The following is a 20,432-nucleotide window of genomic DNA, read 5'->3' on the forward strand; positions in this document are numbered from 1 at the left end:
GAACAGGTGGTTCGATCATGCGTCATCTGCACCTTCCTCTCATGCACGCCCATTCCCATCCCCAAACCGAACAGGAACGCGAAACCCGCAAGGCGGCATCCGCACGATGGCTGGTCACGCCGTCCGTCGCGGTGCTGCTGCTGTGGATGGCGATTCCGCTCGCGATGACGATCTGGTTTTCGTTCTCGCGCTACAACCTGCTAAGCCCGGACGTCAGGGGGTTCGCCGGCTTCGACAACTACCGTTATCTGGCTAGCGATCCCGCGTTCGGTCCATCGATCCTGATTACGCTCGAACTGATCGGCTCGGTGCTGATCATTACGGTGGTCGGCGGGATCCTGATGTCAGTGCTGTTCGATCGCAAGTTCTACGGTCAGGGCGTCGCGCGGTTGCTGGCAATCGCGCCGTTCTTCGTCATGCCCACCGTCAGCGCGCTGATCTGGAAGAACATGATCCTGCATCCGGTGTACGGTCTTGTCGCAACCGGCATGCGTGCGATCGGGCTGCAACCGATCGACTGGTTTGCCACCTATCCGCTCACGGCAATCATCATGATCGTCGCGTGGCAATGGTTGCCCTTCGCGTTCCTGATCCTGTTCACGGCGATCCAGTCGCTCGACCAGGAGCAGAAGGAAGCCGCACGCATCGACGGCGCCGGCCCGTTCTCGATGTTCTTCTTCATCACGCTGCCTCACCTTAGACGGGCAATCGCGGTCGTGGTGATGATGGAAACGATTTTCCTGCTGTCCATCTTCGCCGAGATCTATACGACGACGGGCGGCGGTCCGGGCAATGCAACCACCAATCTGTCGTACCTGATCTACTCGCTCGGCCTGCAACAGTTCGACGTTGGCCTCGCCTCCGCCGGCGGGATTCTCGCGGTGGTGCTCGCGAATATCGTGTCGTTCTTCCTCGTGCGCATGCTCGCGAAGAACCTGAAAGGGGAGTACGAAAAATGAGCCAGGTTGCTGCTACACCTTCTACTTCGTCGCTGCCTTCGACCGCTTCGCCACTGGCTGTCGCCAAACGCAGCATCCCGGGCGTCCTCGCGTGGCTGATCGCGTTGCTGCTGTTCTTCCCGATCTTCTGGATGGCGATCACCGCGTTCAAGACGGAGCAACAGGCCTATTCGTTGTCGCTCTTCTTCATTCCGACGCTCGACAGTTTTCGTGAGGTTTTCGCCCGCAGCAACTATTTCTCCTTTGCATGGAATTCGGTGCTGATTTCGGGGGGCGTCACGATCCTGTGTCTGCTGTTCGCCGTGCCGGCCTCCTACGCGATGGCGTTCTTTCCGACCCGCCGCACGCAGAAAGTCCTGCTGTGGATGCTGTCGACGAAGATGATGCCGTCCGTCGGCGTGCTGGTGCCGATCTATCTGTTGTGCAAGAACAGCGGCTTGCTCGATACGGTGACGGGGCTCGTGATCGTCTACACGCTGATCAATCTGCCGATTGCGGTGTGGATGTCCTTTACGTACTTCAACGAGATTCCGCGCGATATTCTCGAAGCAGGGCGAATCGACGGCGCCGCGACCTGGCAGGAAATCATCTACCTGCTGATGCCGATGTCGTTGCCGGGTCTCGCTTCAACGGCGCTGCTGCTCGTGATCCTGTCGTGGAACGAGGCGTTCTGGAGCATCAACCTGTCGAGTTCGCACGCTGCGCCGCTGACAGTTTTCATCGCGTCGTATTCGAGCCCTGAGGGGTTGTTCTGGGCGAAGCTGTCGGCGGCCTCGCTGCTGGCGGTCGCGCCGATCCTGATCGTCGGCTGGCTGTCGCAGAAGCAGCTCGTGCGCGGCCTCACGTTCGGGGCGGTCAAATGACCGCTGCGACCCGGGCGCTGATCTGCGATTGCGACGGCGTGCTCATCGACAGCGAGGCCGTCGCGGCGCGGATGCTCGTGCACGAACTGGAAGCGCGCTGGCCCGATGCGGATATCGAGCCGGTCGTGCTGCCGCTACTTGGGCTGCGCATCGAGCGTGTGCTTGAGGGCACGGCGGCGCAGCTTGGCAGGACGCTCACGGCGAGCGATATCGATGCGATCCGCGGCGCGGTCGAAGCGGCGGCGATCGATGCGCCGTCGGTGCCCGGCATCGCCGCGGCTCTCGCGGAGATCCCGTTGATCAAGGCGTGCGCGAGCAACAGCTATACGCCGTACGTGCGGGCGGTGCTGGCACGCACCAGCCTCTCGGAACATTTCGGTGAGCGGCTTTTTTGCGCCGACACGGTGGCGCTCCCAAAGCCCGCGCCGGATGTCTACCTCGCCGCCGCACGCGGACTGCAGTTGACGCCCGATGCGTGTCTGGTGATCGAAGACAGCGTGACGGGCGTCACGGCGGCCACCGCGGCGGACATGACGGTGCTCGGTTTTATCGGCGGCGGCCACGCGAGCGACGCGCAGATCGAGGCGCTTCGCGCGGCGGGCGCCCGGCATGTGTTCGACGACATGCGGCAGTTGCCGACCTTCGTCGCGCAATGGATGGAGCACGTCGCAATCGGTCTCGATTGACTCGGGCGGCGTGCGGGACTAGCGTGCAAGCATAGCGTAGCAACAGCAGTACATACGGAGACACATCATGGCAAGCGTAACCCTGCGTGGCATCGTCAAGCGCTACGACGACAACGAAGTGATGCGCAACATCAACCTCGACATCGCGGACGGCGAATTCGTCGTGTTCGTCGGCCCGAGCGGATGCGGGAAATCGACGCTGATGCGGATGATCGCCGGCCTCGAAGACATCAGCGGCGGCGACCTGACCATCGACGGTACGCGCATGAACGACGTGCCGCCCGCGAAGCGCGGCATTGCGATGGTGTTCCAGTCGTATGCGCTTTATCCGCACATGACGCTGTACGACAACATGGCGTTCGGCCTGAAACTGGCCGGCACGAAGAAGCCGGAAATCGATGTGGCCGTGCGCAACGCGGCAAAGATCCTGCACATCGATCATCTGCTGGATCGCAAGCCGAAGCAGCTGTCGGGTGGCCAGCGGCAGCGTGTCGCGATCGGCCGGGCGATTACGCGCAAGCCAAAGGTGTTCCTGTTCGACGAACCGCTGTCGAATCTCGACGCCGCGCTGCGCGTGAAAATGCGTCTCGAATTCGCGCGTCTGCACGACGAACTGAAGACGACGATGATCTACGTGACGCACGATCAGGTCGAAGCGATGACGCTCGCCGACAAGATCGTCGTGCTGTCGGCGGGCAATGTCGAGCAGGTTGGCAGCCCGAACCGGCTCTATCACGCGCCGGCGAACCGCTTTGTCGCGGGTTTCATCGGCTCGCCGAAGATGAACTTCCTGGAAGGGGTCGTGCAGTCGGTGTCGAACGACGGCGTGGTGGTGCGCTATGAATCCGGTGAAACGCAACGCGTGGCGGTCGAGCCTTCGAAGGTGAAGGAAGGCGACAAAGTGACCGTCGGTATCCGGCCGGAACACCTGCACGTCGGCACGACGGAGTACGGCGTGTCGGCGAACACGATGGCGATCGAGTCGCTTGGCGACGCGGCCTATCTGTATGCCGAATGCAGTGTCGCGCCCGACGGGTTGATCGCGCGGATCCCGCCGCTTGAACATCATGCGCGTGGGGACGTTCTGAAACTCGGCGCGACGCCGGAGCATTGCCACCTGTTCGATACTCAGGGCCAGGCGTTCGAGCGCAAGATTGTCGAGGTTCTGGCGGCTTGAGCTCAGGAAGCTGCGCCGCTCGTTGCGAGACGGCGCAGCGCTTCCGTGGGGTGATGGTGCGCGCGGTGACGCGCTTTTAGCGTTTATGAACGCTTGCGCGCGACCTTCGGCGGGTTCGCCGCAGCATCCTCCAGCGCTGCTCGGGCGCACCGCTCATCGGTCACCAATCCCGACAGCCATCCGCCTTTCAGCGCGGCGATTACCGCGTCACGTTTGCGTTCCCCTCCCGCAAAGCCGATGGTGGGCCGCCTGGGCGGCGAATCGAGACGCAGGCTCGTCACGCGATCTCCCGTCGGCGATTCGACACGCGCGCCCGACGCGTTGATCGGCAGCCCCAGCATTTCGGCGATTGCGCCGCGCTGCATCAGATCCTTCACTTCGGCGGACGTAATAAACCCGTCTTCATGCAACGGACAGTTCGGCCCGATATTACCGATCCCGACAAACGCCACATCGGCCGAGGCCGACAACGATTCGACGATCCGGTACAAGCGGTGATTGCACCACTGTGCACGTTCGGCATCGTTGTCGGCGATGAGCGGCGCGGGCAGCAGAAAATGCTTGCCGCCGGTCTTTTCCGAAATGTGCAGCGCGACGTCATAGCGGTTCGACGAGCCGTCCTGCGCGATTGCGCCGACCATCGACACCAGCCGGTGCTGCGGACGCTCCAACTGGGCGATCTGGTCGACGGCGGCCTTCAGCGTTCGTCCGCTGCTCACCGCGACGATCATGGGCTTTTCTTCCGTCAGATAGCGCTCCATGACCTGCGCGCCGGCCACCGCGAGCTTGCGGTCGATCTCTTCGGGACTATCGTCGTCGACGGGCACGATCTCGCAGACTGACAGCCCATAGCGCTTCGATAGCTGATCGGCGAGGGCGAGACAGTCGGCAAGCTGATGATCGACGCGCACGCGGATCAGGTTCTTCTCGACCGCGAACGCGACGAGCCGTTGCGCAACAGGGCGCGACACCTGCAACTTCTCTGCGATCTCGTTCTGCGTATTGCCCGCGACGTAGTAGAGCCACGCGGCGCGGGTAGCGAGATCGAGTTTTTCGGTTGACCTGGACACGATGGATCTTCGACGTAAGCGGCATGTGCCGCGTGGCAGGGTTCGGCGCGTGGATCGACGATGCTCGTGGAGTCTCGCGCCGAGGTTGGCAGTCGCCTTGCTTGAATGACAGGGTTACGGGACTGGCGGATTCATGCCAGGGGTTCGCGTGACGGGTCGAACAGAGGCCGCACGTGCCGGTACAGCGCACGGTAGCTATCCAGCCGTGCACGCAATGCCGCGTGGCGTGCCGCGTCCGGTACGAATTCCGCTTCGACGGGGGGCTTGGTGAGCACGGTCGCCGGATCGCCGCCCGCAGCCAGCCAGCCGAGGCGCGCGGCGCCCAGTGCCGCGCCGGTTTCGCCGCCGCCGTGCTTGCGCGTCGGCGTATCGAGCGCATCGGCCAGCAACTGTGCCCAGTAGTTGCTTCGCGCACCACCGCCGATCAGCGACAGCGCGCTCGCTTCGGTGCCCGCTGCGCGCAACGCATCGAGGCCGTCCGTGAGCGCGAGCGTGACGCCTTCGAGCACCGCGTAGCCGAGCAGCGCACGATCGGTCGCGTGGGTCATGCCGAAGAACACACCCTGCGCGTACGGGTCGTTGTGTGGCGTGCGTTCGCCGGACAGATAGGGCAGAAAGAGCGGCGCCGTCGCCAGCGCATCAGGGGCCAGCGCGCCTACTTCGGCGAGCAGCGTCGGTTCGTCGGTGGACGTGAGTTTGCAGACCCAGCGCAGACAGCTCGCCGCCGACAGCACGACGCTCATCTGATGCCAGCGGTCAGGAATCGCGTGACAGAACGCATGCACGGCGGACGCCGGGTTCGGCCGGAAGCGGTCGCCGACGACGCACAGCACGCCTGAAGTGCCCAGCGACACGAAGCCGTCGCCCGGTTGGGTCGCACCGATGCCGATCGCACTCGTCGCGTTGTCGCCGCCGCCGGCGGCAACGATCACGCTCTCTTGCAGACCGAATTCCCGCGCGATGTCGGGACGCAGAGTGCCGGACGGCGCGCTGCCTTCAGCAAGCCGCGGCATCTGCGCGCGACGCATGTCGCAGGCGGCGAGCAGCGCATCCGACCAGTCGCGCTTCGCCACGTCGAGCCAGAGCGTGCCGGCGGCGTCGGATGGATCCGAGACCTTGTCGCCCGTCAGCATCAGGCGTAGATAGTCTTTCGGCAGCAGCACGCAGGCGGTCTGACGGAACAGCTCCGGCTCGTGCCGTTGCACCCACAACAGTTTCGGCGCCGTGAAACCCGGCATCGCCAGATTGCCGGCGATGCGGTGCAGGTCGGGCGCGCGCGCGGTCAACTCGTCGCATTCGTCGACGCTGCGCATGTCGTTCCATAGAATGGCGGGCCGCAGCACGCGGTCTTCGGCATCGAGCAGCACCGCGCCGTGCATCTGCCCCGAGAGGCCGATGCCACGAACCTGTGCGAATTCATCGGGATGGCTGTCGCGCAGCGCGAAGAGCGCAGCGCGTGTGCCGTTCCACCAGTCGGACGGGTTCTGCTCGGCCCAGCGCTGGTGCGGACGCGAAACGGTAAAAGGCGAGCCTGTCGTGCCGATCACGCGTCCACTGGACGCGAGCAGCAGGACTTTTACTTCGGACGTGCCGAGGTCGATGCCGAGATACATGGGCGCGGAACCTTCGTCATTGGGATGCGCTACTTTAGCCGCACGCGGCGTGCATGACCATGGGCGTTAGACCTGACCGGCCTTCATGGACTTCATCAACCACGGGAAACAGCCTGTTCAACCGCGTAAGGCGCGTCAACCACGTTTGGCGATCCACGCATCGACGCGCGTCAGCGCACCACGCAGCGCGTTTTCCAGCCCGGGCGTCTGCGCCATGCTGCCCCACAGCAGGCGGTCGGCGCAGAACGCCGCCAACGGATCGGGCGCCGTGAAGAAGCCGCGCGCGACGCGTTCGTCCATCACGCCGTCCTGATACTCATAAGGCAGCTTGCCGGCCTGCCAGCGGTCGAGGAAACGGAAAAAACAGCGCAGGCAGGATCGCCGTAGCCGCGGGTTCCACGCCGCGAGCGAAGCATTCCGATAACGTCGGCGCGATAAAGCCGGGAAGCTTCGAGAAACCATCGGCGGCAACGCGCTGGTTCGTGTCCTGGATATACGGATTGCTGAAGCGGTCTAGCACCACGTCGCGATAGCGTGCGAGGTCGAGCGGGCTCGGCGTGAGACACGGAATCACATCCTGCGTCACGTAGTCATAGGCGAACTTCTGGATGTCGGGGTCGATCGTGCCTTCGTGGATGTAGCGCAGGCCTACGAGCGTGCCCGCCCACGCGATGCAGCTATGCGTCGCGTTCAGGATACGGATCTTGGCCTCTTCGTACGGCATGACGGATTCGACCAGTTCCGCGCCGACCTTCTCCCACGCGGGACGCCCTGCGCAGAAGTGATCTTCGATTACCCACTGGATGAACGCTTCACCCATCACCGGACACGCATCGTCAAAACCCGCCGCGGTCCGCACGCGCTCGCGCACGTCTTCGGTGGGACGCGGCGTGATGCGATCGACCATGGAGTTCGGGGAGGCGGTATGGGCGTCGAACCACGCTCGTAGCGCCGTGTCGCCGCGTCGCTCGAGGAACTCGCTCATGCCCGCATGGAAGCGCTCGCCGTTGCTGCGCAGGTTGTCGCAGGTCTGCAGCGTCACGGGGCCGGCGTTGAGCTTCATGCGCGTTTCGAGAATTGCGGCGAGCGCGCCGTAGATCGTCTTGCGCGCGCCTTGCAAATCAGCTGCGAGATCGGCATTGGCGGTGTCCAGATGATTGTGCTCGTCGAGGTAGTAGCCGCCTTCTGTCACCGTGAAGGCGATGATCCTGCACGCCGGGTCTGAACCTGCCTCGATGAGTCCAGCCAGATCCGCCTGCCAGGGCAGCACACGTTCGATCGAGCGGATCGTCTCGTAATCGCGCTCGCCTTGCGGCGTGACGGTTTCGAGTGTGTAGACGCCGTCCTGCGCTGCCAGCGCCTCGAGCACGGCGTTCATGTCGCTGCGGATATTGCCGACCGTCAACGACCAGTGCGGCTCGCTGGCGTCACGCGCCTCGTTCAGCCGGTGCAGATACCACGCCTGATGCGCGCGATGAAACGATCCCGCGCCGATGTGCAGGATCACCAGGGCGTTCGCGTCGCTGCCTTGCACGCTGTTCATGTGCGTCTCCTGAAAACTTTCGCGCACGGTCTGTCGCGTGCGTTTTTAGAGGTGGAGCATTTGCTCTGTGCGTGAACGAATGATCGTATCCAGCGAATCGAAAGTCAAGGCAATGCGCGGCGCTTTCTGTGGCGCAGCGCGGCGCGAAAGCGCCTGCTGGCCGGGATGGACAGACGAATGAGATGCACGCGAGGCGGCCGGCGGGCGTGAAGTCGCGCTGCTGCGCCGCATCAAAATTGACCTGTTGCGGGTCGGTGCTAACCAGGACGCACGAGGAGTGTCGCTGAGGGCGGCTACGGTTCCGATATATACGTCGACACGACCGGTGTGCCTGCGGGCGTGAAGCAGGGAATGGACCTGAGCCGCAAGCTTGAGCGCTGCGTCGGGTTCCAGGTGTTCGGTAGCGACACGACGGTCGACTGGTCTATCATCGGCGGCAGAATGGAACTGGACGTACGTAGCGCGTAAGCAGGCAAGCAGACGCCCAACAGACACGCGGGCAGACCGCATAGAAGAAACGGCATATAAACGGAGACGCTATGGAATACGTGATCGGCATCGACATCGGTACGCAGAGCACCAAGGCGTTGCTGGTCGACCGGCGCGGTGGTGTCATTGCGCAGCACGCAAGCAGCTATCACCCCGATACACCAAAGCCGCTGTGGGCCGAGCAGTGGCCTTCGGTCTGGTTCAACGCGGTGGTCGAATGCATCGCGCGATGCGTCGTGCAGGCGAAAGAGCAGGGGATCGCGGCGAGTTCGATCAAGGCGGTATGCGTGAGCAGCCTGTACGGCGGTTCGGGCATTCCAGTCGATAGCGACATGCGGCCACTGTATCCGTGCCTGATCTGGATGGATCGACGCGCCACCGCGGAAGTGGACTGGGTTCGCGGGAATCTGGACCTGGAGCGTCTCTTTGCGATCACCGGCAACAGCGTCGACAGCTACTACGGCTACACGAAGATGCTCTGGCTGCGCCAGCACGAACCGGACGTGTGGGCGAACACGCGCTACTTCCTGCCGCCGAACGCGTACGTGATCTATCTGCTGACAGGCGAAGTCGCGGTCGATCACAGTTCGGCGGGCAATATCGGCGGCGTGTATGACATCGCGCGGCGCGACTGGTCCGCTGAAGCGCTCGACATGCTGGGCATTCCCGCAACGATGATGCCTGAACGGCTCGTCGATTCATCGGAGGTGGTAGGCGGATTGCTATCGCAATGGTGCGGGCAGTTGGGGCTCGACGCGGGCACGCCGATCGTAGCGGGCGGGGTCGATGCGGCAGTTGCGACGTTTGCAGCAGGCGTGACGCGTGCCGGGCAGCATGTCGCGATGATCGGCACCAGCATGTGCTGGGGTTACGTCAACCAGAGCGTCGACGCGCGCCATGGGCTCATCAGCATGCCGCACGTCTTCAACGGGCAGCGCGACCTCTATGTGTTTGGCGGCGCGATCACGGCTGGCGCATCGGTGACCTGGTATCGCGAGCAGTTTTGTCACGAGGAAGTCGAAGCCGCGCGCGCAACGCCGCACGGCGATCCGCACAGGCTGCTTGAAGACGCCGCGGCGCGGATTCCGGCGGGTTCGGACGGTGTGATGTTCCTGCCCTACCTGATGGGCGAACGCAGCCCGGTCTGGGACGCAAAGGCGAGCGGCGCGTTTATCGGCCTGAGTCTCTTTCATACGCGCGCGCACCTGTACCGTGCGGTGCTCGAAGGCGTCTCGTTCGCGCTCCAGCACAACATCGAAGCGGGACGCAAAGGCGCGCAGTCGCTCGATGACAAACTGATCGTCGTCGGTGGGGCGGCGCATTCGGATCTCTGGATGCAGATCATCGCCGATGTGACTGGCTATCCGGTGTACACGATCAAGGAAGAGGTAGAGGCAGCGATGGGTGCGGCGCTGCTCGCCGCACTTGGAGTGAAGCTCGTGTCGCGTGAAGACGCGCAGGGCGGGTGGGTGACGCTCGTCGAACGCGCGCAGCCCGATCCCGTTCGGAAGAGGCTGTATGCCGAACGTTTTGGCATCTACGCTGATCTGTATCCGGCGTTGAAGCCGCTCATGCATCGCCTGCAAACCGCATGAACGCAATCAGTTGGAACGTCACCCGTTCGTGTGCCGTGTCTAGAGAAGCGTACGCACGTGCCACAACTCAGGAAACAGCACCACGTCCAGCATTTTCCGCAGATACGGCGCGCCGCTCGTGCCGCCGGTGCCCTGCTTGAATCCGATGATCCGCTCGACGGTCGTCACGTGCCGGAACCGCCATTGGCGAAACGCGTCCTCGAGATCGACGAGCTCTTCGGCCATCTCGTACAGCTCCCAATGCTGCGAGGGATTGCGATAGACCTCCAGCCAGGCCGCTTCGACCGATGCATCGTGCTGCGTCGGCTCGGTCCAGTCCCGGTTCAGCCGTTCCGGCGCAATTGCAAAGCCGCGCCGCGCGAGCAGGCGGATGACCTCGTCGTAGAACGACGGCGCTTCGAGCGTCGCGCGCACTTCCGCAAGTACATCGGGCCGGTGCGCATGGGGCTTCAGCATCTGTTCGTTCTTGTTGCCGAGCAGGAACTCCAGTTGCCGGTACTGGTACGACTGGAAGCCCGATGAAGCGCCCAGGTAGGGCCGCATCGCGGTGTATTCGGACGGGGTCATGGTCGCGAGCACGCTCCACGCCTGCACCAGCTGTTCGAGAATGCGCGACAGGCGCGCCAGCATCTTGAACGCGGGCGGCAGGTCGTCGCGACAGACAGCGGCCAGCGCGGCGCGCAGTTCGTACAGCCCGAGTTTCATCCATAGTTCGCTGGTTTGATGCTGGATGATGAAGAGCATCTCATTGTGATCGGGCGAGAGCGGATGCTGCGCCGAGAGGATCGACCCGAGCGACAGATAGTCGCCATAGCTCATCGACTCCGAGAAGTCGAGCTGCGCGTCGTGCCAGCCTTCTCCACCTCCGGGAACATGCGGCGCGTGCGCGCCGCCGGCGGCCGCCGCTGAATGCGTACCCACAGCGGCGCCGTGGCCGAATGGGCACCCGCGTGCCGGTTGGTCATCAGGTCGTTGCATATGATCGGTCATCGCGGGCTCCTTACGTCACTGCGCCGCGTGCGGCGAATTCGGGTGCATGCCACGTCTCGTGGGCGAGGACGTCGCGCAGCGTTTCGACGGCGTCCCACACATCGACGAAGCGCGTATAGAGCGGCGTGAGGCCAAAACGCAGCACATGTGGCTCGCGATAGTCGCCGATCACGCCGCGCGCGATCAGCGCCTGCATCACTTCATAACCGTGCGGATGCTCGAAGCTCGCATGCGAGCCGCGCTCGCTGTGCTTGCGCGGTGTCACGAGCGTCAGCGGGAATTCGCTGCAGCGCGACTCGACCAGTTCGATGAACAGATCGGTGAGCGCAAGCGACTTCCGGCGGACCGCCTGCATGTCGGTCTGCAGAAATACATCGAGCCCGGATTCCACGAGCGCCATCGACACCATCGGCTGCGTGCCGCACAGATAGCGGCCGACGCCTTCATCCGGCTGGTACGTCGGGTTCATCTCGAACGGCGCGCGATGGCCCCACCAGCCCGACAGCGGCTGCGAAAATTCATTCTGGTGGCGATGAGGCACCCACACGAAGGCAGGCGAGCCCGGGCCGCCGTTCAGATACTTGTACGTGCAGCCAACCGCATAGTCGGCCCCGGCGCCGTTCAGATCGACCGGCACCGCGCCCGCCGAATGCGCAAGGTCCCACAGCGCAAGCGCGCCTGCCTCATGGATCAGCTTCGTGAGCGCCGTCATGTCGTGCATGTAGCCGGTGCGGTAGTTCACGTGCGTGATCATTGCAATGGCCGTATCAGCACCGAGCGCGGCCGGCAGTTCCGAGGGGTCATCGATGAGGCGCAATTCGTAGCCGCGATCGAGCTGTTCGATGAGGCCCTGCGCGATGTACAGATCGCTCGGGAAATTCGAGCGCTCCGACACGATCACGCGCCGCTTCGGATCGCGCTGGTTCTGCAGCTTCAACGCGGCTGACAGCAGCTTGAAGAGGTTGATCGAGATCGTGTCGGTGATGACCACTTCGTTGTGCGCCGCGCCGATCAGTGGCGCGAGCTTGTTGCCGAGGCGGCGCGGCAGCGCGAACCAGCCGGCGCTATTCCAGCTGCGGATCAGTCCTTCGCCCCATTCGGCGGCGATGACGGTCTGCGCGCGTTGCGCGGCAGCCGCCGGCGGCACGCCGAGCGAATTGCCGTCGAGATAGATGGTCGACGGTGAGAGGGCAAACTGTCCGCGCAGCGGAGCAAGCGGGTCGGCGCGGTCGAGCGCTACAGCATCTTCACGGGTATTCATGGTGGTCCAGTCGAAAGAAATCAGGTACAGGCGTAGTTGGGCAGGTGATGCCTGGGTCGGCCAGGTTCAGGATCAGATTCAGGCTCAGGTGGGCAAGGCACGCAGCACGGCACGCACCGGGCTCGCGTCGAGCGTGGTGAACCTGAGGGGCAGCGCGATCAGTTCGTAGTCGCCGGCGGCGACTTCGTCCAGCACGATGCCTTCGAGTATCGCCATGCGATGGGCGCGGATCCGCTGGTGGGCGGCCATCGTCTTCGATTCCTGCGGATCGAGCGACGGCGTATCGATGCCGATCAGCCGGACGCCATGCGCCGCGAGCAGATCGATCGTTTCCGGCGCGACCGCGCAGAACGCGCTGTCCCACACGGCGGTGGGCGCGCGTTCGTAGGTGCGCAGCAGCACGCGTGGCGGGAGGGTGCTGTCGAGCGCCGCGGCGACGTGTCTGGGTGTCACCAGGGGCGACGCGCCGACGCAGTGGATCACCCGGCAGCGTCCAAGGTACGCATCGAGCGGTACCTTGCCGATAGCGGCGCCGTCGGCATCGTAGTGAAGCGGCGCGTCGGTATGGGCGCCGGTGTGGGGCGATAGTGTGATTCGCGCAACATTCACCGGCGAGCCGGCTTCCATGCGCCAGACGCGCTCGATGCCGACCGGCGTATCGCCCGGCCAGACAGGCGTGGCGGTGTCGACCGGCGGGGTGATGTCCCAAAGTCCTGTCATCTCGGAGTGGTGTTGTGTGTCCATTCTTCAAATGATAGGCGGGGTGCCGCGAAATGTGATTGCGAAAAAATCACCTTCTTTGGCCTCTCCTGGAACATAATTTGAGGCAAATGGGAAAGGGAGACCGAAAATGAACGCGATCTCGCTCGACGCCACCGATTGCCGTATCCTGGCGGTGCTCCAGCATGAGGGACGGATCAGCAATCTCGATCTGGCGGAACGGATTTCGCTCTCGCCTTCGGCTTGTCTGCGAAGGCTGCGGTTGCTGGAGGAGCAAGGCGTCATCGAACGCTACCGCGCGTGCCTGAACCGTGAAGTACTGGGTTTCGAACTGGAGGCGTTCGTGCAGGTCTCCATGCGCAACGACCAGGAAAACTGGCACGAGCGCTTCGCGTCGGCGGTGCGAGACTGGCCGGAGGTGGTCGGCGCGTTCGTCGTGACGGGCGAAAGCCACTACGTGCTGCGCGTGCTGGCGCACAATCTCAAGCACTATTCGGATTTCGTGCTGAGCCGGCTTTACAAGGCGCCCGGTGTGATGGACATCCGCTCGAACATCGTCCTGCAGACGCTCAAGGAAGATTCAGGCGTGCCGGTGGAACTGGTAGCCGGGGCGGCCGCGAAGTAGGGGTGAAGCAGGACTGGACGCAGGGATGAAAGCCGCTCAGAGCGGCTTTAACCCGTGGAACTGACCGTTCTGGAACACCAGCGGCGCGATCTCGCGAGCCTGCTCGTGGACGCCGCAACGCTCGACCTCGCCCACGAAAATCACGTGATCGCCTTCTTCGTAGCGGCTGCGATTGTGGCACTCGAACCAGGCAAGCGCCCCGTCCAGCACCGGCATGCCCGAATCGCCGGCCGCATGCGACACGCCTTCGAAGCGGTTGCCCTTCACTGTCGCGAAGCGTTTGCAAAGGTCGAGCTGCGACGTCGCGAGCACGTTCACCACATAGTGACTGTTTGCCTGGAACACGGGCATCGACGCCGAGCGCGTCGCGAGACTCCACAGCACGAGCGGCGGCGCAAGCGACACCGAATTGAACGAACTGGCGGTGATGCCGATCAGCTGGCCGGACGCCGCGCGCGTCGTGATCACGGTGACGCCGGTGGCAAACTGGCTGAGTGCGAGCTTGAACGCCACCTGGTCGAAATTGGGTGGGCTGGCACGCTTTGTCATTGAGCGGAGGCTCCGGATGCCGGCCGGGCGGTGGGGCATCGCGGCTTGGCGGGAAGAATTGAATCGAAGGTCATGTAGAAAATCGGCGAATTGCCCCAATTCTAACGGAACCGCGGGCGGGCCAGCCGCGAACCCCTGCCGGCGCACGCAAAAGCCGCTAAGCTGAACACGATTCACCGGGTCCGATCGGGTCTAATTGAAAAGCGCGCGGCGCAGCAAACAAGCAAGGAGCGATCAATGAGTCAGGCAAGTGAAACCGCCACCCTGGGCGGCGGGTGTTTCTGGTGTCTTGAAGCCGTGTTTCTGGGCGTCGACGGTGTGAACGCCGTCGAGTCGGGCTATGCGGGCGGCCAGGCCGATCACCCGACTTACGAGCAGGTCTGCGATGGTGAAACCGGTCACGCGGAAGTCGTCAAGGTGGACTTCGATCCGTCGCGGATCAGCTACCGCGAAGTCCTGGATATTTTCTTTGCGATCCACGATCCGACCCAGGTGAACCGCCAGGGCAACGACGTCGGCACGCAGTACCGGTCGGCGATCTTCACGCATTCGGACGCGCAGCGCGAGACGGCGCAGCAGGCCATCCGCGAGGTCGCCGCGGAAGGCATCTACGACGGGCAGATCGTGACGCAGGTGCTGCCGCTCGACGGTAACTACTGGCCGGCTGAGGCGTATCACCAGAACTATTTCGCGCAGCATCCAGATCAGGGTTATTGCTCATTCGTCGTTGCGCCGAAGGTCGCGAAATTCCGTCAGAAGTTTGCGCACCGGATCAAGGCGGGCTAAGGCCGGATGGTGGATGGCGGCGCTGCGCCGCCCCAGCGGGCTGTCGACGGGTCATGGTCGACCGCTCGCTCGCCGGGGAGCGCAGCCTGCGGTCAGGCGCTTTCTTCGCGCAAACGGGTGCAGGCCTCGACGATCGCTTCGCCGAGTTTCACGCAGGTCAGCGGCGCTGAACCTTCCGCCTTGTTGTTCGCGGCGATCAGCACCGGCCAGCCCGCCAGCGCGTAGCGGGCCGCCAGTTCGGCAAGCGCGGTGCGGGTCGTCGGATCTTCGTCGACGAGACGGTTGAACGGATCGTATTTCGCCTTCGCCTGCTCATATTTGAAGCCGCCGTGCAGGCTCCAGCGCACGATCAGCGGACCGGCTGGTTCGCCATCCAGCAACGCGAGCGCGGCTGCCTGACGCAGCGGATCCGGCATCCGCGCATGAATTCCCACGCAGTAACGGACGCCCGCCGCGCGCAACGCGCGGATGAAACGCGGTGTCAGCAGGCAGGCGTCGCGGATTTCGACCGCGTAGCACGCTCCGCCCTCCGGCAGTCGCGGCAGCGCGGCGAGAAAGGCGCTCAGGCGGTCGATGAAAATCGCTGGCTCGGCCAGCATCTCGTCGGGCAGCGGCGAAAACTGGAACACCAGCGCGCCGGCCCTGGCACCCAGGCCATCGAGACAGGGGCGCACGAAGTCGTCGATCGCGATCTGTGCATTCAGAAAACACGGGTTCAGTGAGACCGGCTCGCCGCGTTCGGCCCGCACGGTTGCGTCGGTGACCGACTGCGGCGCCTTCACGATAAAGCGGAAATGATCCGGTACCTGACGGGCGTAGCGCAGGTAGTCGGCGAGCGTCAAGGGCGCGTAGAACGACCGGTCGATACTCACCGTGCGCAGCAGCGGATGCGAACCGTAGGCCGCGAGTCCATCGCGCGAAAGCTTGCTGTTGCTGTAGTCGTCACCGTAGACGATCCCGCTCCAGCCGGGAAACGACCATGACGAGGTGCCGAGATGAACCTGCGGCGGCAGGGCGTCAGCTACGGCGAGTACATCTGCAGAAGGAATGGCGGCGACGACGTCGCGCGCACGGCGCTTCGGTTTATCAGCAGGAGGAGAGGCCGGAGCCGGCGTCGCGGAGAGAGTAGGCTCTTCGTGCCAGAGCGTTGAAGAAGCAAAAGCGCTTGCTGCTTCGCGCGAAGACGGTCCGGTCGGCGAAGTCGTCGCGCGGACTGACGCCATTGGCAAATCGGATGCCGGTGCCGCCACCGGCATCCCGAACAGATCGAGCTGCGGCGCCTCGTTTTCCCCTTCGTTTGCCCGAAGCAGTTGTGCGTCTGCGCCGTGCTCGCCTTCTTCCATCGATTCCCGTATCCGATTGCTGTTGTGACACCAGACCGAAGCGCCTGCGGCGGAGACGCCGCCCGCATCGCCGGCCCGGTGTCACGCCATCAATGGATCACTGCGGCCGGTTGTACATGTATTGCCGCGACCACGGCAAGGTCCTCGCGTTGCGGCCCGCCTTGCGGCACACAACCTGATAGATCGACACATCGTCGTTCTCGAACGCGTACGCGCAGCCCGCAAGATACACGCGCCAGATGCGGAATTTCTCATCGTCGACCAGCTTGCGCGCGGCCTCCGCGTGCGTTTCGAAATTCTCCGCCCAGATATCGAGCGTGCGCGCATAGTGCCGCCGCAGGCTTTCGACGTCAACCGCTTCCAGGCCGCCGCGTTGCATCGCCTCGAGGGCGAGGCTGATGTGGGGCAACTCGCCGTCCGGGAACACATAGCGGTCGATGAATTCGCCACCGCCGAGCGCCGTCTCGCCGCTGTCGTAATCGGTCGACGTAATGCCGTGGTTCATCGCCACGCCGTCGTCGACGAGCAGATCGTGGATCTTCTGGAAGTAGCCAGGCAGATTCTTGCGCCCGACGTGCTCGAACATCCCGACGCTCGTGATGCGATCGAACTGGCCTACTATGTCGCGATAGTCCTGCAGGCGGATTTCGATCCTGTCCTCGAGGCCGGCCGCCTTGACGCGTGCCGTGGCGAGATCGAACTGGTTCTGCGACAGCGTCACGCCGACGCACTGCGCGCCGAATTTCTGCGCGGCACGCAGCACGAGCGCACCCCAGCCGCAGCCGATGTCGAGCAGGCGCTGACCGGGCTGCACCTGGATCTTGGTGAGGATGTGGTCGATTTTCTTGATCTGCGCAGTGGCGAGGTCTTCATCGCCGTTCTCGAAGTACGCGCACGAGTACACCATGTTGTCGTCGAGCCACAGCCGGTAGAACTCGTTCGAGACATCGTAGTGATACTGGATCGCCTTCCTGTCCGACGTCTTCGAATGATTGAAGTAGCGTCGTACACGCGCGAGCTTGCCGGCACTCGTGACAGTGCTGCGTGCCAGCGAATAACTGACATTGATGATGTCCGACAGCTTGCCTTCGATGTCGATCTTGCCCTTCACGTACGCTTCGCCAAGATTGTCGAGGCTCGGTTCGAGCAGATACGGCAGCGCCGTCGCACTTTTGACATGCAGTGTGACCTGGGGCGCGGCAAACTGCCCGAAGTCGTGTTGCTGGCCGTCCCACAGCACGAGACGTGCAGGCACGTTGGCCTTGCCTTTTACCTCTTCTACCCACTGCGCCAGCTTCTTCTCCCAGAACATGTGATTTCTCCGTGTCCAATGAAATCAAAGCAAAGCCCTTTGGATCGCTGCGTGCCGTGGCGCTATTCCGAAGCCTCGATGGTCGCGCGGGATCCCGCCGGTCGACGCGGCCGTCCGGCAGGACGTCCGCGTCGACCGGCGCCGTATATAGAGTTAAGGCGACAGCCGGGCGATCTGCCAGTCGCCGTTGGCTGTGCGCGTATACCGCAGGCGGTCGTGCAGTCGCGACGGCCGGCCTTGCCAGAATTCGATGGCGTCCGGCACGAGCCGGTAGCCGCCCCAGTGCGGCGGACGCGGCGGCTCAGCGCCGAATCGTTTACTGAATTCGCGTTCGCGTGCTTCGAGCACGGCGCGGCTTTCAATTACCTGACTTTGTTCGGATGCCCAGGCGCCGATGCGCGAATCCGCAGGACGCGACGCAAAATAGGCGTCGCTTTCGTCGGCGCCTGTCTTTGCAACCAGGCCCTCGATACGCACCTGGCGCTCGAGTTCGATCCAGTAAAAAAGCAGGGCGGCGCGCGGGTTCTCCGCGAGTTCGCGGCCCTTGCGGCTGTCGTAGTTGGTGAAGAAGGTGAAGCCGCGTTCGTCGACGCCCTTGATCAGCACGATGCGTGCCGAAGGCTGGCCACGGCCGTCGACCGTGGCCAGCGTCATGGTGTTCGGCTCGCGCAGTCGGGCGTCGAGTGCCTGCGCGAACCATGTCTTGAACTGCCGGATCGGGTCGCGGTCGACGTCGGCCTCGTCGAGCGAACCGAGCGAATAGTTTTTGCGAAGTTCGGCAAGTGTCGTCATCTTCTTATGCGAACGCTACAGTAAGCCCAGTATAGCGAAGGAACAGATTTTCTGCGTTGTGACGGATCAACGGAGTCGCGTCTGAAGCTTTGGGTGGGTGCCCGGCTCACTCGCCCGCGATCAGGCAAAATACGGGCTTCGCAAGCCAGCCTGTTCCCAACGAGTTCGTCGCCATGTCCACGCCCAGCAGCACCGCGCATACCGGTGCGTCTTCCGATCTTACTACCGGCCCCGGCGGGAATGAAACCGCCGACCGTGCGCGCCGTTTCGGCGGCATCGCGAGGCTGTACGGCGCACCGGCGCTCGAAGCGTTCGAGCGGGCGCACGTTGCTGTCATCGGTATCGGTGGGGTGGGTTCGTGGGCGGCCGAGGCGCTCGCGCGCAGTGCAATCGGCAAGCTGACGTTGATCGACCTCGACAACGTCGCTGAAAGCAACACGAACCGGCAGATTCACGCGCTCGACGGCAACTACGGCAAGCCGAAAGTCGAGGCGATGGCCGAGCGGATCAGATTGATCGATCCGCAGTGCGACGTGCGCCTCGTCGAAGATTTCATCGAGCCGGACAATTTCGCTGCGGTGCTGGGTGGCGGCTTCGACTATGTGATCGATGCGATCGACAGCGTGCGTACGAAGACCGCCTTGATCGCGTGGTGTGTCGAACAGAAGCTGCCGCTGATCACGGTCGGCGGTGCGGGCGGTCAGCTCGATCCGACGCGTATCCGCATCGACGATCTGGCGCTGACGATCCAGGACCCGCTGCTCTCGAAGGTACGCGCGCAGTTGCGCAAGCAGCACGGTTTTCCGCGCGGCCCGAAGGCGAAATTCAAGGTGAGTGCGGTTTATTCCGACGAGCCGCTCATCTATCCGGAAGCCGCCGTATGCGATATCGACGAGGAAACCGAACACGTCACGACGTCGCCGGGGCATACCGGACCGGTGGGGCTGAACTGTGCGGGCTTCGGTTCCAGCGTGTGCGTGACGGCGAGCTTCGGGTTCGCAGCGGCGGCGCATGTGCTGCGTGTACTGGCGCAGCAGGGCAACGCCAGGTGAGCGCCTGCCGGGTGCTCCATCCGGGCTGAAAACAGAAACGCGGCCAGCAGGCCGCGTTTCTGTTTGTTGCTCAAAGCGTGTTGCTCACTGACGCGCTCAATTTAGCGCCGCGCTCAGCTTGCGCCGCCACTGCGCCACCAGCTCCGGTTGATGTGCCGCCAGATCGAACACCGACAGCATCGTTTTGCGGCCGATGTCATCGCGGAACGAGCGGTCGCGATGCACGATCGCGAGCAGATGCTCCAGCGCGTCTGCGTATTTGCGCCGCGCGATGAAGGCACTGGCGAGATCGAAGCGCGCATCCAGATCATCGGGATTCGCCGCGACTTTCGCTTCCAGCGCGTCGGTGGGCGGCAGGTCCGCCGCTGCATCGACCGCATCGAGCCGCGTCTTGATTGCGTTAAAGCGCGGGTCGATGTCTTGCGTGGTTTTCGCCGATAGCAGGTCGACTTCGTTGCGTGCTTCGTCGAAGCGGTTTTGATTCAGCAACAGTTCGATCAGGTCCAGACGTGCCTCTTCGTAACCCGGATCGAACGCGAGCGCGGCCTTCAGATGATCGAAGGCATCGTCGAGACGACCTTCGGCGATCGCGATCTGCGCATTGCCGCGTTCGGCTTCGGCGGAGTCCGGCACCAGGCGGTCGAGAAACGCACGCAACTGGCCTTCCGGCAGCACGCCGACGAACTGGTCGACCGGGCGGCCGTCCGCAAAGGCGATCACATGCGGAATGCTGCGCACCTGGAAGTGTGCGGCGAGTTCCTGATTTTCATCGACATTCACCTTCACGAGTTTCCATTTGCCCTCGTACTCGGCTTCGAGCTTTTCGAGCATCGGGCCGAGCGTCTTGCACGGGCCGCACCACGGCGCCCAGAAATCGATCAGCACTGGAGCGAGCGTCGAACCTTCGATGACGTCCTTTTCGAAAGTGGCCAGAGTGGTGTCCATTGCATCCTCGTCGGAAAAACTGTCTGTGCATCAAATGGGGGCTCGCGCCCCGAATTCAATGC

The 20,432-nt window shown here is 63.6% G+C and carries 18 protein-coding genes and 2 pseudogenes; 9 read left to right on the forward strand and 11 right to left on the reverse strand.

What is annotated here, in order from left to right; translation table 11 throughout:
• The first annotated feature begins 17 nt into the window (after window positions 1–17).
• The 4 genes from B0G77_RS09350 (at window position 18) to ugpC (ending at window position 3,685) form a co-directional block, all read left to right on the forward strand.
• Window positions 18–959 (forward strand): sugar ABC transporter permease, encoded by a 942-nt coding sequence (locus B0G77_RS09350; protein WP_133661889.1) that lies wholly within the window; start codon window positions 18–20, stop codon window positions 957–959.
• Entirely contained in the window at window positions 956–1,822 is an 867-nt protein-coding gene (locus B0G77_RS09355) for a carbohydrate ABC transporter permease (protein WP_133661890.1), read from the forward strand. Before B0G77_RS09350 ends, B0G77_RS09355 begins: the two co-directional genes overlap by 4 nt.
• Window positions 1,819–2,508 carry an HAD-IA family hydrolase gene (locus B0G77_RS09360; RefSeq protein WP_133661891.1) on the forward strand — a complete coding sequence of 230 codons (690 nt, stop codon included), beginning with the start codon at window positions 1,819–1,821 and terminating at the stop codon, window positions 2,506–2,508. Before B0G77_RS09355 ends, B0G77_RS09360 begins: the two co-directional genes overlap by 4 nt.
• Window positions 2,509–2,575: 67 nt before the next feature.
• Window positions 2,576–3,685: a sn-glycerol-3-phosphate ABC transporter ATP-binding protein UgpC gene (ugpC, locus tag B0G77_RS09365; protein ID WP_133661892.1), complete on the forward strand. Its 1,110-nt coding sequence runs from the start codon at window positions 2,576–2,578 to the stop codon at window positions 3,683–3,685.
• 83 nt (window positions 3,686–3,768) lie between these two features.
• Here ugpC and B0G77_RS09370 read toward each other — a convergent pair whose 3' ends face one another.
• The 3 genes and pseudogenes from B0G77_RS09370 to dalD form a co-directional block, all read right to left on the reverse strand.
• Complete coding sequence (locus B0G77_RS09370) at window positions 3,769–4,755, reverse strand: sugar-binding transcriptional regulator (protein WP_133661893.1); 987 nt, start codon at window positions 4,753–4,755, stop codon at window positions 3,769–3,771.
• A 131-nt stretch (window positions 4,756–4,886) separates the two neighbouring features.
• Window positions 4,887–6,368, reverse strand: coding sequence for a xylulokinase (gene xylB, locus B0G77_RS09375; protein ID WP_133661894.1), 1,482 nt, complete (start codon window positions 6,366–6,368; stop codon window positions 4,887–4,889).
• Window positions 6,369–6,503: 135 nt separating this feature from the next.
• A pseudogene (gene dalD, locus B0G77_RS09380) lies at window positions 6,504–7,911 on the reverse strand (D-arabinitol 4-dehydrogenase).
• Between the two features lie 273 nt (window positions 7,912–8,184).
• Between dalD and B0G77_RS09385 the strand changes: the two are divergent.
• Both B0G77_RS09385 and B0G77_RS09390 read left to right on the forward strand, forming a co-directional pair.
• A pseudogene (locus B0G77_RS09385) lies at window positions 8,185–8,376 on the forward strand (erythritol/L-threitol dehydrogenase); the annotation flags it as partial.
• Between the two features lie 74 nt (window positions 8,377–8,450).
• Entirely contained in the window at window positions 8,451–9,995 is a 1,545-nt protein-coding gene (locus tag B0G77_RS09390; protein WP_133661895.1) for an FGGY-family carbohydrate kinase, read from the forward strand.
• 39 nt (window positions 9,996–10,034) lie between these two features.
• Here B0G77_RS09390 and kynA read toward each other — a convergent pair whose 3' ends face one another.
• The 3 genes from kynA to kynB all read right to left on the reverse strand — a co-directional run bounded on the left by kynA (window position 10,035) and on the right by kynB (window position 12,966).
• Window positions 10,035–10,985, reverse strand: a complete 951-nt coding sequence (gene kynA, locus B0G77_RS09395) for a tryptophan 2,3-dioxygenase (RefSeq protein ID WP_133661896.1) — start codon at window positions 10,983–10,985, stop codon at window positions 10,035–10,037.
• 10 nt (window positions 10,986–10,995) lie between these two features.
• Window positions 10,996–12,246 carry a kynureninase gene (gene kynU, locus B0G77_RS09400; protein WP_133661897.1) on the reverse strand — a complete coding sequence of 417 codons (1,251 nt, stop codon included), beginning with the start codon at window positions 12,244–12,246 and terminating at the stop codon, window positions 10,996–10,998.
• Between the two features lie 84 nt (window positions 12,247–12,330).
• A complete protein-coding gene (gene kynB / locus B0G77_RS09405; RefSeq protein WP_133664081.1) occupies window positions 12,331–12,966 on the reverse strand; it encodes an arylformamidase in 636 nt (211 codons plus the stop codon).
• Window positions 12,967–13,096: 130 nt separating this feature from the next.
• On the opposite strand from kynB, the gene B0G77_RS09410 reads away from it, so the two are divergent.
• On the forward strand, window positions 13,097–13,591 hold the full coding sequence (locus B0G77_RS09410; protein ID WP_133661898.1) for an Lrp/AsnC family transcriptional regulator: 495 nt from the start codon (window positions 13,097–13,099) through the stop codon (window positions 13,589–13,591).
• 36 nt (window positions 13,592–13,627) lie between these two features.
• Here B0G77_RS09410 and B0G77_RS09415 read toward each other — a convergent pair whose 3' ends face one another.
• Complete coding sequence (locus tag B0G77_RS09415; RefSeq protein ID WP_133661899.1) at window positions 13,628–14,140, reverse strand: flavin reductase family protein; 513 nt, start codon at window positions 14,138–14,140, stop codon at window positions 13,628–13,630.
• 237 nt (window positions 14,141–14,377) lie between these two features.
• Between B0G77_RS09415 and msrA the strand changes: the two genes are divergently transcribed.
• Complete coding sequence (gene msrA, locus B0G77_RS09420; protein ID WP_133661900.1) at window positions 14,378–14,926, forward strand: peptide-methionine (S)-S-oxide reductase MsrA; 549 nt, start codon at window positions 14,378–14,380, stop codon at window positions 14,924–14,926.
• Between the two features lie 92 nt (window positions 14,927–15,018).
• Here msrA and B0G77_RS09425 read toward each other — a convergent pair whose 3' ends face one another.
• The 3 genes from B0G77_RS09425 to pdxH all read right to left on the reverse strand — a co-directional run bounded on the left by B0G77_RS09425 (window position 15,019) and on the right by pdxH (window position 18,373).
• Window positions 15,019–16,269, reverse strand: a complete 1,251-nt coding sequence (locus B0G77_RS09425; RefSeq protein ID WP_166656128.1) for a DUF72 domain-containing protein — start codon at window positions 16,267–16,269, stop codon at window positions 15,019–15,021.
• 97 nt (window positions 16,270–16,366) lie between these two features.
• A complete protein-coding gene (locus tag B0G77_RS09430; RefSeq protein ID WP_133661901.1) occupies window positions 16,367–17,581 on the reverse strand; it encodes a cyclopropane-fatty-acyl-phospholipid synthase family protein in 1,215 nt (404 codons plus the stop codon).
• Between the two features lie 153 nt (window positions 17,582–17,734).
• Complete coding sequence (pdxH, locus tag B0G77_RS09435; protein ID WP_133661902.1) at window positions 17,735–18,373, reverse strand: pyridoxamine 5'-phosphate oxidase; 639 nt, start codon at window positions 18,371–18,373, stop codon at window positions 17,735–17,737.
• Window positions 18,374–18,546: 173 nt separating this feature from the next.
• Between pdxH and tcdA the strand changes: the two genes are divergently transcribed.
• Window positions 18,547–19,425 carry a tRNA cyclic N6-threonylcarbamoyladenosine(37) synthase TcdA gene (tcdA, locus tag B0G77_RS09440; RefSeq protein ID WP_133661903.1) on the forward strand — a complete coding sequence of 293 codons (879 nt, stop codon included), beginning with the start codon at window positions 18,547–18,549 and terminating at the stop codon, window positions 19,423–19,425.
• A 96-nt stretch (window positions 19,426–19,521) separates the two neighbouring features.
• Here tcdA and trxA read toward each other — a convergent pair whose 3' ends face one another.
• Complete coding sequence (trxA, locus tag B0G77_RS09445; RefSeq protein ID WP_133661904.1) at window positions 19,522–20,370, reverse strand: thioredoxin; 849 nt, start codon at window positions 20,368–20,370, stop codon at window positions 19,522–19,524.
• Window positions 20,371–20,432 lie beyond the last annotated feature (62 nt).

Source organism: Paraburkholderia sp. BL10I2N1, assembly GCF_004361815.1.
In the GTDB taxonomy this organism is placed as follows: Bacteria; Pseudomonadota; Gammaproteobacteria; order Burkholderiales; family Burkholderiaceae; genus Paraburkholderia.

What these genes read in the sequence shown, in the direction of transcription:
- B0G77_RS09350 (WP_133661889.1), top strand. Translation starts at nt 18, where the DNA reads ATGCGTCATCTGCACCTTCCTCTCATGCACGCCCATTCCCATCCCCAA.
- B0G77_RS09355 (WP_133661890.1), top strand. Translation starts at nt 956, where the DNA reads ATGAGCCAGGTTGCTGCTACACCTTCTACTTCGTCGCTGCCTTCGACC.
- B0G77_RS09360 (WP_133661891.1), top strand. Translation starts at nt 1,819, where the DNA reads ATGACCGCTGCGACCCGGGCGCTGATCTGCGATTGCGACGGCGTGCTC.
- ugpC (WP_133661892.1), top strand. Translation starts at nt 2,576, where the DNA reads ATGGCAAGCGTAACCCTGCGTGGCATCGTCAAGCGCTACGACGACAAC.
- xylB (WP_133661894.1), bottom strand. Translation starts at nt 6,368, where the DNA reads ATGTATCTCGGCATCGACCTCGGCACGTCCGAAGTAAAAGTCCTGCTG.
- B0G77_RS09390 (WP_133661895.1), top strand. Translation starts at nt 8,451, where the DNA reads ATGGAATACGTGATCGGCATCGACATCGGTACGCAGAGCACCAAGGCG.
- kynA (WP_133661896.1), bottom strand. Translation starts at nt 10,985, where the DNA reads ATGACCGATCATATGCAACGACCTGATGACCAACCGGCACGCGGGTGC.
- kynU (WP_133661897.1), bottom strand. Translation starts at nt 12,246, where the DNA reads ATGAATACCCGTGAAGATGCTGTAGCGCTCGACCGCGCCGACCCGCTT.
- kynB (WP_133664081.1), bottom strand. Translation starts at nt 12,966, where the DNA reads ATGACAGGACTTTGGGACATCACCCCGCCGGTCGACACCGCCACGCCT.
- B0G77_RS09410 (WP_133661898.1), top strand. Translation starts at nt 13,097, where the DNA reads ATGAACGCGATCTCGCTCGACGCCACCGATTGCCGTATCCTGGCGGTG.
- B0G77_RS09415 (WP_133661899.1), bottom strand. Translation starts at nt 14,140, where the DNA reads ATGACAAAGCGTGCCAGCCCACCCAATTTCGACCAGGTGGCGTTCAAG.
- msrA (WP_133661900.1), top strand. Translation starts at nt 14,378, where the DNA reads ATGAGTCAGGCAAGTGAAACCGCCACCCTGGGCGGCGGGTGTTTCTGG.
- B0G77_RS09425 (WP_166656128.1), bottom strand. Translation starts at nt 16,269, where the DNA reads ATGGAAGAAGGCGAGCACGGCGCAGACGCACAACTGCTTCGGGCAAAC.
- B0G77_RS09430 (WP_133661901.1), bottom strand. Translation starts at nt 17,581, where the DNA reads ATGTTCTGGGAGAAGAAGCTGGCGCAGTGGGTAGAAGAGGTAAAAGGC.
- pdxH (WP_133661902.1), bottom strand. Translation starts at nt 18,373, where the DNA reads ATGACGACACTTGCCGAACTTCGCAAAAACTATTCGCTCGGTTCGCTC.
- tcdA (WP_133661903.1), top strand. Translation starts at nt 18,547, where the DNA reads ATGTCCACGCCCAGCAGCACCGCGCATACCGGTGCGTCTTCCGATCTT.
- trxA (WP_133661904.1), bottom strand. Translation starts at nt 20,370, where the DNA reads ATGGACACCACTCTGGCCACTTTCGAAAAGGACGTCATCGAAGGTTCG.